The 12789-nt window shown below is 46.8% G+C and carries 8 protein-coding genes and 2 pseudogenes; 4 read left to right on the plus strand and 6 right to left on the minus strand.

The annotated features are described in order from the left end of the window. Positions 1–185 (minus strand): annotated as a pseudogene (locus tag Q338_RS09865) (glucose-6-phosphate dehydrogenase); the annotation flags it as partial. A gap of 502 nt (positions 186–687) precedes the next feature. Between Q338_RS09865 and Q338_RS09870 the strand changes: the two are divergent. Beyond that, positions 688–1569, plus strand: a complete 882-nt coding sequence (locus Q338_RS09870) for a hypothetical protein (protein WP_147293683.1) — start codon at positions 688–690, stop codon at positions 1567–1569. Positions 1570–1625: 56 nt separating this feature from the next. Here Q338_RS09870 and Q338_RS09875 read toward each other — a convergent pair whose 3' ends face one another. Next, entirely contained in the window at positions 1626–2582 is a 957-nt protein-coding gene (locus Q338_RS09875; RefSeq protein WP_034294857.1) for a hypothetical protein, read from the minus strand. Positions 2583–2737: 155 nt separating this feature from the next. After that, a complete protein-coding gene (gene pgi, locus Q338_RS09880; RefSeq protein WP_034294860.1) occupies positions 2738–4411 on the minus strand; it encodes a glucose-6-phosphate isomerase in 1674 nt (557 codons plus the stop codon). Between the two features lie 287 nt (positions 4412–4698). On the opposite strand from pgi, the gene pgl reads away from it, so the two are divergent. Together pgl and Q338_RS09890 are read left to right on the plus strand one after the other, a co-directional pair. Beyond that, positions 4699–5397, plus strand: coding sequence for a 6-phosphogluconolactonase (gene pgl / locus Q338_RS09885; RefSeq protein ID WP_034294863.1), 699 nt, complete (start codon positions 4699–4701; stop codon positions 5395–5397). Further along, positions 5378–6394 (plus strand): glucokinase, encoded by a 1017-nt coding sequence (locus tag Q338_RS09890; protein ID WP_034294867.1) that lies wholly within the window; start codon positions 5378–5380, stop codon positions 6392–6394. The genes pgl and Q338_RS09890 overlap by 20 nt, the downstream gene beginning before the upstream one ends. Before the next feature lie 74 nt (positions 6395–6468). On the opposite strand, the gene Q338_RS09895 is transcribed toward Q338_RS09890, so the two are convergent. Beyond that, positions 6469–7125: a CgeB family protein gene (locus tag Q338_RS09895; RefSeq protein ID WP_034294870.1), complete on the minus strand. Its 657-nt coding sequence runs from the start codon at positions 7123–7125 to the stop codon at positions 6469–6471. Positions 7126–7472: 347 nt separating this feature from the next. Next, positions 7473–8927: an MFS transporter gene (locus Q338_RS09905; protein ID WP_211249448.1), complete on the minus strand. Its 1455-nt coding sequence runs from the start codon at positions 8925–8927 to the stop codon at positions 7473–7475. Between Q338_RS09905 and Q338_RS15375 the strand changes: the two genes are divergently transcribed. Continuing rightward, positions 8911–9042 carry a hypothetical protein gene (locus Q338_RS15375; RefSeq protein ID WP_280517526.1) on the plus strand — a complete coding sequence of 44 codons (132 nt, stop codon included), beginning with the start codon at positions 8911–8913 and terminating at the stop codon, positions 9040–9042. The two genes, Q338_RS09905 and Q338_RS15375, sit on opposite strands and share 17 nt — an antisense overlap. Positions 9043–11150: 2108 nt before the next feature. Here the strand turns inward: Q338_RS15375 and lpxB are convergent. Beyond that, positions 11151–12290: pseudogene (lpxB, locus tag Q338_RS15205) on the minus strand (lipid-A-disaccharide synthase); the annotation flags it as partial. Between the last annotated feature and the right edge of the window lie 499 nt (positions 12291–12789).

Raw genomic sequence — 12789 nt, forward strand, 5'->3', positions numbered from 1 at the left:
TCGCTTTCCACTTTGGCAAGAAATTGGGCGGTGTCCAACGCACTGCGCGACACGCCCAAAATGCGCCCTTTCGGGTGCAACAAACCTGCCGCATGCGCCTGATACAAGCAAGGCAGCAGTTTACGCATAGACAAATCGCCTGTTGCGCCAAAAATAATCATGTCAAAATTGTTGAGTTGGGACATTTTTCATTCCTTTCAGGTGGTTTTTAATCAATGAGGCAGCACAGAAAGTTCAGAACCTGTGTTCGTAAGATTGATGGCTTGATTTTATTGATAATTCTTGCGAATACAAGGCGGCTTTTCATGCCAATATTGAACATATTGGCATGAAAAGCCAACGCAGTAGGCGCATGAAGTAGCGATAAAAGCAAGCTATTAAGATTATGAACACAGGTTCTCAAACTGCCTGAAAGTAGGATTATCCCGATTTTCAGGCAGCCTGAATAGTGTTTTTGTTGGATTATTTCACTCAAATCAAATTATAGTGAATCCAATTTAAACCAGTACCGCGTTGCCAGCTCCCTTATGTACTAGGTGTACACGGCGGTTGCTGTCGCCTTGTCCTAATTTAAATTGAATCCACTATATTTTGTTTCCATAATTGGGATACGGTGTTTCAGGCTGCCTGAAAATGGGTTTTCCCATTATAATCAATTATTTTTTAATTTTGCCAACGATTTATGTTATGAAACCTAAATTTGTCTTCTATTTCATTGCCATTGCGCTGCTGGGCTTGTGGCTGTACAAGCAGCACACGCATGTGTATTTGGCGCAATGCGGCGACAGCCAATTTCAGCAGGAAATTTTGGAACGCTTGCAATTTATCGCCCACCGCCAAATTCAACAAAAAAATCTGCCGCTTTATCAAAACAATCAAACCATGCAGCAATACGATTATTTGCAAATCCAAGTCGCCAACATTACCACGCAACAAGCCGCCACACGCAAAAATCCTGTCGCGCAATGCCTTGCCACGCTGAAAATGTCGCCGCAAACGCATATTCAAAAAACCATCAATATTGCGCCATTAATCAAGCAACACCATACGGTGTGGCAGCTTGAAACGCAAACCACCACGCTCTTGTTTACCGCCAATAACAATCGTGATTCATTAACCGAAGCGGTGCAGATGGATTGGCAGCAATTGGAAGAAATCGTGAAATTGCCCACCGAGCTGGTTTTGGCGTGGAATGAACGCGCCAATCAGACTTTGCCTGCCACGCCGCCCAAATCTTCGCCACGACCCCAAAATACCACCCCATTCGTCCCCGCCCCACCCAAACCCAAACCGGAACCCACGCCCCCAGCCACCGAATCCACCGAATCACAAAACAGTTTTACAGAAGCAGAATTTAAAAAATTAAGTGAACGCGACCAAAAGGCGGTTTTGTCCAAAGAAATTTCGGATTTGATTTTGGGCTTAACACCAGCAGAACGCCAAACGTGGTTTAAACAGCGCAATGAAAACAAAGCGTCTTTGTGGAGTTGCCAATTTGAGCAGAATTGTACGGTGGAACAATTGCAAGCGCAAAAACGTGTTTTGCAAAAGATTAAGAAAAATCATTGAGTAATATTGAAAAAAATGGTTTTCAGGCTGCCTAAAAATTAGGCAGCCTGAAATATTTATTTCAAATCTGCACGCGCTTTTTCCACCACCGCCACCGCTTTTTCAACTGACTGCTTGATTTTTTCAGTGTTTTCGTCAACTTGGTTTTCGGCGGCTTTTTCCTGTTCGGTTTTGTGAGATTTATCGGTTTTGCCTTCGCGCAAACGCTGGATAATGGCGGCTTCCTTTTTTCTCGCGCCCTGCAAAATGCCAATGTGGGCATCACGCAATGCTTGCATTTCAGGCTGCGTGAGCGTTAATTGGGCAAAATCACGTTCCAATGTTTCAAAGTTCACGCTGTTTTGCGCCAAATAATCCGCAATCACATTCAGCTTTTCTTGTTTAGACAAATTTTTATCAACAGGCGGTATATCTAATTGCAATAAATCTTGCACTTTCCTTATTTGCTCCCACAATGCCGCCGCTTCCAATAAAATTTCAGGCTGCTTCACAAATTGCGCTTCAAAACGCCATTGTTTGGGTAGCATGGCTTCCACTGTCAAATCAGGCTGCTTTTTCAGCAAATCTTGTAATGCCTGCATTTTCTCCCATTCGCCTGTACGGACAAATGTTTCCGTAGGCGAAATGACGGTTTCAAGGCGTTTGATTAAATCCGCCTGCATGATTTGCGTGAACTCGTCTTGTGGGCGTAATTTTTGTAAAGTCGCCAAATCGCGCTGATATTGCGCCAAATGGGTTTTCAAGGTGCTTTGTAATTTGACGATGGCTTGTTTTTCAGGTTGCTTGGATTGCGCGGCTGCTTGGACAATTTGTTGTGCTTGGGTTTGGAGTTGCTCTTTTTGTTTCTCCAAACCCAGCAAAATATCCCGAATCACACGCGCTTCTTCGCTGGGCTGACTGGGCAACGCTGCCGCCGAAACCGTTGCTGGTGTCGGCGATTGCGCGTTTTCTTGGGAACACGCTGACAGTAACAGCGCGACACAAGCCATCAAAATAATGGATTGGGTTTTCATGATTTTTTCCTTTCACTTAAATATTCATACAGCCTGAAACAGGATTATTTTACACGATTAAATAAATAAATGAGTACAACAAGTTACCCCCAATAAAAAAACGTTCAGGCTGCCTGAAAATTAGGCAGCCTGAATATTCAAAAAATCAATTAATATCAATCACGAAACAACTCACACGTTCCATCTTCCGCGCAATTCGCTTGACGGTACAGGCGAATCAGGCGGCTGGTAGAAGCGTCATGTTTTTGCGGGTCAATCGTGCCGTTCAATTCCGCCAAAATGGTTTTGGCGAGCTGTTTGCCCAGCTCCACACCCCATTGGTCAAAACTGTTCACCCCCCAAATCACGCCTTGCACAAACACTTTATGCTCATACATCGCAATCAGGCTGCCCATATTGCGCGGATTGATTTTATCCAACAAAATCATATTGGTTGGACGATTACCGCTAAAGGTTTTGTGTGGCACAAGGGCTTCAATTTCCTGTTCAGGCAGCCCTTGCGCTTGCAATTCGGCGTGGGCTTCTTCGGGCGTTTTGCCGCGCATAAAGGCTTCCGCTTGCGCGAATACATTGGACAATAAAATCTCGTGATGTCCTGGTAAATTACTGCGTTTGGCTAATGAAGCAATCAAATCAATCGGCGTAACGTGCGTGCCTTGATGCAATAATTGGAAAAACGCGTGTTGCCCATTAATCCCCGTTTCGCCCCAAATAATCGGGCCAGTTTCGGTGGCAACGTGCGAGCCGTCCATTTGCACTTGTTTGCCATTGGATTCCATGTCCAATTGCTGAATAAATTTCGGCAAACGGTGCAAATGTTGGTCATACGGCGCAATCACATGGCTGCCACCACCGTAAAAATTAATGTACCAAATGCCAATCAAACCCAACAAAGCAGGCAAATTGTGTTCCAAAGGCGCATTGATAAAATGATTGTCCATCAAATGTGCGCCGTTGAGCATTTCAATGAAATTTTCTTCGCCCAAATACAGCATAATCGGCAAACCAATCGCCGACCACAAGCTGTAACGACCACCCACCCAGTCCCAAAATTCAAACATGTGTTCGGTATCAATACCAAATTCCGCCACCGCTTTTTTGTTGGTGGACACGGCGACAAAGTGTTTGGCGATGTCTGCCTCACTGCCCTCTTGCAAGAACCATTGACGGGCGGTATTGGCATTCGTGATGGTTTCTTGCGTGGTAAATGTTTTGGAAGCAATGATAAATAAAGTGGTTTCGGGGTGAACTTTTTCCAGCACATCGCGTAATTGCGAGCCGTCCACATTGGAAACAAAGTGCATTTTCAGACGCGGGTGTCCAAATGATTTCAACGCCGTACACATCATCAAGGGGCCCAAATCCGAACCGCCAATACCAATGTTCACCACATCGGTAATCACCTGATTGGTGTAGCCCAACCATTCGCCCGAACGCACCGCATGGCTGAAATCGCCCATTTTGCGCAATACGGCGTTTACTTTGGGCATCACATCTTCGCCATCCACTTCAATGGGCGAATTGGTGCGATTGCGCAAGGCAACGTGTAATACGGCACGGTTTTCCGTTTGATTGATTTTGTCGCCATGAAACATTTGCTTCATGCGTTCAGGCAGCTTGGCTTGTTTGGCAAGCGCAACCAGATTGTTCAAAATATTATCGTTAATACGGTTTTTGGAATAATCCACGCGAATGCCACCCACTTCAATCCAATAGCGTTCAGCGCGGCTGGGGTCTTCTTCAAACCATTGGCGCATGTGGATATTTTGGGTATTGGCGTAATCTTGTTCTAATGCTTTCCATGCAGGGAAATCGCTTGGGTGGGTCATTTTCGTTTTCCTTTGAAGGGTTGTGTTAGGTGTAATCAAATTTCAGAAACGGATTATAAAACGGTTTTCAGATGAAAGTGTTTGTAATTTGAGAAAAGATTGTGTTGGGATAATTCAGGCAGCCTGAAAATGGTTATACTAACGGCTTTTCAGGCTGTCTTTTGGTACACGGCAATATTTAATTTTGCCCACAATCTTGTCCCCCGCCCAGACTTGCCAGCGTGGGAGAGAATAGGTTTCAGGCAGCCTGAATAAATCCCCACAAATGAAAACAAGGATTTACGCCTATGACAAACTTCATTCAAACGCAAAACGCCGCCCAATCCGCCGAGCAACTCGCCCAAGCCGTTGCCCAAAATCTGCGCGATGTGTTGGCAAAACAAGACCATGCCACGCTTGCCGTATCGGGTGGCAAATCGCCCATTGCCTTTTTTCAGGCTTTGAATCAGATGGATTTAGATTGGGCGCGGGTGCAGATTACCCTTGTAGATGAACGTGTTGTACCGACCAACCACGCCGACAGCAACACGGCTTTGGTGCGCGAATATTTATTGCAAAATCAAGCCGCCGCCGCCAAATGGTTGCCCGTGATTGATGACAATGCCGATTCAGGCAGCCTGCAAAATATCGCCCAAACCCTTGAATTTGCATTACAACATTATACTCAACCCGATGTGCTGGTGTTGGGCATGGGCGGCGATGGACACACGGCGAGCATTTTCCCGCAAGCCCCCCAATTTGCAGACGCGGTTCGCGCTGATTATCCGCAACCCTTATTGCACACCACGCCCGTTACCGCGCCACACGAGCGCGTTTCCATGACTTTGGCAGCGATTGAAGCCACGCCACATGTGTATTTGGCGATTGCAGGCGCGGAAAAATTAGCCGTTTATCGTCAAGCAGAACACGCCCAAACACAACAATTTCCCATCAGCTACGTTTTACATTCCAATAAGGTGAACGCAAATGTCTTCTACCACGACTAAATCCAAAAAATCTGAAAATCAATCCCATACTTACCCACGCATTGTTGCCGATATTGGCGGCACCAACGCACGGTTTGCGCTGGAAACATCACAACAAGTATTTGAACACATTGAAGTGTTACCCTGCAACGATTACGACACCATCGTGGACGCCGCCAAAGAGTTTTTAAAACGCGCTGGCAACCCCGAAGTGAAACACGCGGCAGTCGCCATTGCCAATCCAGTCGTGGGCGACTGGTTGCAAATGACCAACCATCATTGGTCGTTTTCCATTGAAACCACGCGCCAAGCCTTGCATTTGGAAACTTTATTGTTTATCAATGATTTTACCGCGCAAGCATTGGCAATCACCAAAGCGCAGCCTGAAGAATTAGTGCAAGTGGGCGGTTTCCAAGCCGTTGAAAATGCACCCAAAGCGGTGATTGGACCGGGAACAGGTTTGGGCGTGAGTGGTTTGATTCCATCGCCATCGGGCTATGTGGCGTTGGCGGGCGAGGGCGGACACACCAGCTTCCCACCGTTTGATGACACCGAAGTAATGATTTGGCAATACGCCAAACGCAAACACGGACACGTGTCAGCAGAACGCTTTTTGAGTGGCGCAGGTTTGGTGTTGATTTACGAAGCTTTGGCAGAACGCGAAGGCGTGAAACGGCAAAAACTCACCCCAGCCGAAATCAGCGAAAAAGCCTTGAGTGGCACATCACCTTTGTGCCGTTTGACTTTGGATATTTTCAGCGCAATGCTGGGGACAGTGGCTTCCAATTTGGCATTGACTTTGGGAGCGCGTGGTGGCGTGTATTTGTGTGGCGGGATTATTCCCCGTTTTATTGATTATTTTAAATATTCGCCATTCCGCAACCGTTTTGAAAACAAAGGGCGTTTTGACGCATATTTGGCGGCGATTCCTGTATATGTCGTGTTAAGCAAATACCCTGGTTTGACAGGCGCGGCGGTCGCATTGGACAATCATTTGACGGTCAATAGCTTAACGTAATTTAATTTTATTTCAAATAATTAGGCAGCCTGAAAACACAGAAATGGGTTTTCAGGCTGCCTGATTATTTATCGCTAAATACTCACACTCAAGGTAAATTGCCGTTTCTTTGGCGGCGCGAGTAAGGCTCGGGTAAACTCGGTTTGCGGATATTGTTGCAAAGTGGCGAGTGCGCGTTGTTGCTGGGCGCGGCGCAAATCGTCATCGCGCACCAATTGCACGCATTTATCCACCAATTCATCATAACGCGCTGGCACGATTGCAGGCAAATAGCGAGGATGAATATGTGAATCATCACATTCACTCACAATCGCCACCCCATTATTCATCAAATACGAGCAACGGATAATCTCAAAAATTTTGCTCTCATAATAGTGCATATTCAGCACCACTTTAGCGCGAGCAATCATTTCATTGCGCCGTTGCCCAAACACGTTTATCAAATATTCCAATTTCACATCGCGTTTTAATAAAGCGTTCAACACATCGGCGCGGCGTTGATTAATACTGCCGAAAAACAACACGTCAATATCGGGCTGCGGCGACAAGGGAATATGCTGCAATTCTTTTTGGTAGCCAATTTCAAATAATTTGGCATGAATACCATGCTGCCTGAAAAAATCAATGTTTTCAGGGTGATAATCCCACACTTCAAAATTTCTCGCCATCGCCAAAATTTTATCGCACACATGATTGGCACCGCCCGAAATCAACTGTTCCGTATTAAACATAATGGTATTGCTGGGCAATTTAGGCAAAAAGTCCGCCGTACACAAGTGCATACCAAAAAAATGGGGCGTTGCGTGGGCTGGATTCGGGACAATCTGTCGCCGATTTCAGACGCATAGCCCAATTCTAACAGCGAATAATGAATCAATTGTGCCAATTCAGTAAACACCCAGCCATCAGCAAATTGCTCGGGGCGAAAATCTAAAATATGAAAAGCAGGTTGGTTCATAATATAATTAAAATAATCAATAAAAATGCGATTGTGCTTGATTGAGTGGAGAAATGCCAGTTTTAAGGCAGCCTGAAAACCCATTTCTGTGTTTTCAGGCTGCCTGATTAAATCATTTATTTACGCCTTAATCGTTTTCGCTTCGTGTTTCGCCAACACCAAATAGCCCACCGCCGCAAACGCCGACAACGCCGCAATCACCACATACGACCAGAACCAGCCAAAACCATCAGCCATCAAAGGCATCACCCAGTTTGCGCCCATATTGCCAATCAAATACGCGGTAACACCCACAAAACCAATTGCCGTCCCCGCCACATTGAGCGGCACAAAGTTAATCGTCAAAATATTCACAATCAACTGCGGACCATAAATCAACGCCCCCAACACGCCGCACACCACCAATAAAGCAGGATAATTCGGCGCCCCCGTTGCCGTCATCATTTCATACGCCAACACCACGCCCGACATGATAAACAAACCAATCGCGCCCATTTTCGCCATCTTATTCGGATATTTCGCCGCCAACCACGCAAACACCAACGACCCTGGAATTGCCACCCATTCCAATACCGAAATCGCCATCTGCGCTTGCGTGTCGCTTAATTTGGCGACTTCGTGCAAATAAATCGGCATCCAGTCTTCCACCCCAAAACGGATAAAATACAAAGCCACATTCACCGCCGCCACCAGCAACAACATCGGATTCAAAAACACATATTTTTTAATCAATTGCCAATAAGTGAGCGATGATTTTTCTTCTTCACTGGCAACATTGGACTCGCCCGCTTCGCCATACATGGTACGCAACGAATCCAAACCTTCCGCTTCTGGCTTATCACCACCACATTTCCAGCAAATCGCCGCAAACGCCAACACCAGCACCGCAGGCACAATAAATGCCGCCAAAATATTTTCCGTTTTCGGCACAATCCAGCCCATAGTTGTCATGCCCGCAATCATCATGGGCAATAATGCCGAACCCATATTTTGCGAAATATTCCAGCCCGCAATCGCCGCACCGCGTGTTTTATTTGGATAATAATTGGCAATCATATTTTGTGAAGCAGGCGCAAGCGCACCTTGTACCACACCACACAATATTAATAAAATTGCCAACATAATCATAGATGTATGAAAAAAGCCAATAATCATACAAATACACGCGCTCGCCGCCAAGCAAATGGAAAACAGTTTACGCAAACTCACTTTATCGCCCAGCGCACCCATATAAAATTTCGCCAAGCCATAAGAAATGGTCAGGCAAGACAATAATGTAGCAATATCCGCCTTGTCCCACCCATTCGTTACCATAATGGATTTGGACATGAGTTTGAAATTATTACGCACCAAATACGCGCACACATAACCCAAAAACGCGACCACAAAAATCATCTTTTGTCGCTTGAGAAATTGGGCGAATTTTTCAGGCTGCCTTTGGGGATAATCGTGTTCCATCATACGCTCCAACAATAAATGAATGAAAAATAGTATTGTGTAATAAATGGCACGAAAATTCAAATAAAACACGATGGGGGCAGCCTGAAAAAATGGGGCGATGTGGTGGATTTGCACCGCTTTCAGGCAGCCTTTCAGTTCTGCGACTATAGAAAAATTGTCGTGTACTGAAAGGCAGCCTGAAAAACCATCGGCGGCATATTCTGTGAATCAGAATACACCGCCGATTTGATGAATATCTAAATCATCACATGATTAGAAGAAAATACCGCTATTGTAACGATTTGGATTGGAACTGTAATTGGACACGCTGGGCGCGGGCAAACCGTCTTCGCTGGGGGCTTCGGGTTGCGCGGCTTGCGTGGGTGCGCTGCCCAAGGCTTCGCTGCGGTTCAACACGATTTGGTTAGGCTCTTCGCTTTCCGTTTCGGGTTGATTGTGAGCGTCGTCTTGGCTGTTGGCTTGTTCCGTTTTCAGCGTATGGCGGCGGAATACGGAAGCAAACGATGGATTTGCCGCCGCGTTTAATGCGGGGGCTGGACGTTCTGTGGCTGCTACTGGTTCAACAATTGGGGCAGCCTGAACTGACTCAACCGTTTCCACTACGGGGGCAGCCTGCACAGGTTCAGCTACTTCCACAACTGGCACAACCTGAACTGGTTCAACCACAGGCGTAACCACTTCCGCCACAGGCGCAGGCTGGACAACAGTAGCCTGAATACTGATTTGCGGTTCAGACACGTCCACAATGGGCGCGGCTTTCGGCGCAAGCTCAATCACAATCGGCTGACTCGCTACCGCCGTTTGTGCCACAGGCGTGGTTTCCACTTTCGGTTCTGCCAATGTAACGGTTGGGGTCAACACGGGTTCAGCGACAGGTTCGGTTTTCTTGGGTGCTACTTGAATCGTAATGGTTGGCGCAATTGAGATTTTCGGTTCACTCGCCGCTTTTTGTTGCGCCAACACTTCTTCGGCAACGGGCAACTCTACTTCTGATGCAGACGTGGCTTCGGGCGGCACAATTGGTTCAACCGTATTAACCAATTCTGTTACATCTACCCCATCATAGTCCACCGCCTTTGCCGTAACCGACTCCGTAGGTGCTTTCACCGAATCAGGCAACCAAGCCATGCTCGCTTGCGTAATGTATTTCGCCAACGCGCCCACAGGTGGCGCACTCACATCAGGCGCAGGCTGTGGGGTAACTTCTGGGTTTGAAGCTGGAGCAGGTTCAGGCGCAGCCACCACAGGAGTCGCCACCGATACGCTCACAGGATTCGCATTCACCGTTTCAGGCTGCGTTTCCGTTACCGCAGCAGCCTGAACCGACTGCGTTTCCGCCTGACTGCGCATCACCGCCTGAACCTTCACTTTCAAAGCAGGTTGCTTTTGCACAGGCGAAATTTGAATGGTCGGCGCAACCGATTCGCTAGACGTAGCCTGTTCCGTTGCGGGCGCAGGAGCCGCTTCCGTAGGGGCGGGTGCAGCCTGATTATCCTGTTCCGTCATGTATTTCGTAAAAATATTTGGTTTACCCTGTTGCGGTAAAACCGTAGATTTAGGCAAACTCATTTGCGCGGGGGCAGCCTGAATCTCTTCTTCTTCAATCACCAAACGCGGCACATCAGGCTTTTTTGGTGCACTTTTCGCAGGGGCAGACTCATCATCTTCCGCACGCGACACCGCCACAATAGACGATTCCGTATCCATGATGGACACATCATCGGCTTGCATTGCTTGGTTTTCATGTTCAGGCTTGCTGCTAAACACCGAAGACAGCCAGCCAAACAAACCAGATTTACGTTTCACTTTACTCATATCCAACTCATTTACTTGAATTTCACGTTCAGACGAAGCCACATCAGCCACCGTTTCAGTCGCTTTAGGCGGTTCAGCTTCGGCAACAGGCTCAACCGTTGCCGCAATATTGCTATTGCCCATCACAATGCTGGGCGGTGGAATCAAACTGCTTTCAGGCTGCCTGAACGCAGACGGTTTGGGCAAATCTGTTTCAGGCTGCACCAAACCCACCGCCACCAATTGCCCACTTTCCACAGGTGGAATGGGCGTAGGATTTGCATTGGGTGGTGCTGTGTTGGGGGGTGGTTCAGGGTTGGGCGACTCGGTGGCGGGCGCATTTGCATTCTCCATTTCCGAATCGGCAGACTCGGGCGTGGGTGCAGACTCGTTTACCGCTTCACTTTCAGGCTGCCTGAATGCTGTATTTTCCGTATTTTCTGCATTTGCCCCATTTTCCGCATTTACCGAATTATCCGTATCCGTTTCATCACCAGACAATTCGTCTTCCCCTTCCGCCACAGGCTTGGGCAAACGCAAACCCGCTTCCGTCAAAACCTGATACGCCGCCAATTCGTCCGTATTGCGTTTGAGTCGCTCGTGCAGCTTCACAAATTCACGTTCCAGCTCTGCCGCACGCGCGGGGTGGTAATACCAATCCAAAGCCGCCGCCGCCAATTTTTCAGGCGTGGCATTGTGTTGCAACAATTCAGGCACCACCATTTTGTTCAACAAAATATTGGGCAAACCCACAAACGGAATCTTGATTTTCCGTTTAACCAGCGAATAAGTGAGCGGCGAAATCTTATAACTAATCACCATCGGACGCTTACACAACGCCACTTCCAACGAAGCCGTGCCACTCGTTACCAACACCACATCCGCCGCCATACACGCCAATTCCGTTTTGGCAGCCTGCAAACGAATCGGCAAATGCTGAAATTCCTGCTGCTTCAAAAAAGCCTGCAATTTCTCGCGCACCGCCGCCGATGGATACGGCATTAAAAACAAAGATTCAGGCAAATCACGCAAAATCAAAGCCGCCGCCCGCAAAAACACAGGCGTCATATACTCCACTTCGCTCACCCGACTCCCCGGTAACAAAGCAAACACAGGCGCAATTAAATTCAATTTCAAACGCTCGCGCACCGCTTCACGGCTATTTTCCATTGGCAAAATTTGCGCCAAAGGATGACCCACATATTCCGCCAAACCACCTGCTTCCCGATACAATTTCGGTTCCATTGGGAACAAGCACAACACCTTGTTTACCTGTTTCACAATCTTATGCACCCGTTCAGGCTTCCACGCCCAAACCGATGGACTCACATAATGCAAAGTCGGAATCCCTGCAGCTTTCAATTTTGCCGCCACAGGTAAATTAAAATTCGGCGAATCAATGCCCACAAACACATGCGGACTAATCTTTTTCAACTCATCAACCAAATTACGCCGAATTTTCAAAATCTCCGACAAACTGCCCAATACTTCCACATAACCGCGTACCGCCAACGGTTCTTGTTCTTCCAAACTAATCAAACCAGCCGCTTTCATGCGTGGGCCACCAATGCCCACAAAGCGAATGTTGTCATATTGCTGCTTCAGCGCGTCAATCAGGTGTGCGCCCAATAAATCGCCCGAAGCTTCGCCAGCGCAGAGCGCGATGATGATTTCTTTATTCATATTAACGGGTTCTATTCTATTTAATTCACTGATTGCAGTATATTGTTTTACATGATTATTATCCATTCAGGCAGCCTGAAAAAATCACAGCATTTTTCACTATCTCTTATAGATAAATTACAGTACACGACAAAAAAATGTGCGAATCTGACGTAGGGTGGGTGTAAACCCACCATTTTTTGCTCGCAAGATAAACGGTTTTAGTGGGTTTACACCCACCCTACGGTAATGGTTATTTTCAGGCTGCCTGAATATTTTGCCACGTACTGAATAGATAAATAAAAACGGATTGTACAAAAAAACAGCACAATACGAAATAAAAATCCTATTTTTCAATCAGATTTTCAAAAAATTTCTCAAAAGCGCAAGAAAAAAGCCTGAACAAAATATGTTCAGGCTAAAAATTGGTGGGTCGTGAGCGATTCGAACGCTCGACCAACGGATTAAAAGTCCGATAAAGCCTATTTTAATTTTTTTTAAACTATTGATTTATAAAGTA

The sequence above is a fragment of the Alysiella crassa DSM 2578 genome (assembly GCF_000745955.1).
In the GTDB taxonomy this organism is placed as follows: domain Bacteria; phylum Pseudomonadota; class Gammaproteobacteria; order Burkholderiales; family Neisseriaceae; genus Simonsiella; species Simonsiella crassa.

Excerpts from the sequence above, each read along its gene's own strand:
- Q338_RS09870 (WP_147293683.1), top strand. The coding sequence starts at position 688 with ATGAAACCTAAATTTGTCTTCTATTTCATTGCCATTGCGCTGCTGGGC.
- Q338_RS09875 (WP_034294857.1), bottom strand. The coding sequence starts at position 2,582 with ATGAAAACCCAATCCATTATTTTGATGGCTTGTGTCGCGCTGTTACTG.
- pgi (WP_034294860.1), bottom strand. The coding sequence starts at position 4,411 with ATGACCCACCCAAGCGATTTCCCTGCATGGAAAGCATTAGAACAAGAT.
- pgl (WP_034294863.1), top strand. The coding sequence starts at position 4,699 with ATGACAAACTTCATTCAAACGCAAAACGCCGCCCAATCCGCCGAGCAA.
- Q338_RS09890 (WP_034294867.1), top strand. The coding sequence starts at position 5,378 with ATGTCTTCTACCACGACTAAATCCAAAAAATCTGAAAATCAATCCCAT.
- Q338_RS09895 (WP_034294870.1), bottom strand. The coding sequence starts at position 7,125 with ATGTTTAATACGGAACAGTTGATTTCGGGCGGTGCCAATCATGTGTGC.
- Q338_RS15375 (WP_280517526.1), top strand. The coding sequence starts at position 8,911 with ATGTGGTGGATTTGCACCGCTTTCAGGCAGCCTTTCAGTTCTGCGACT.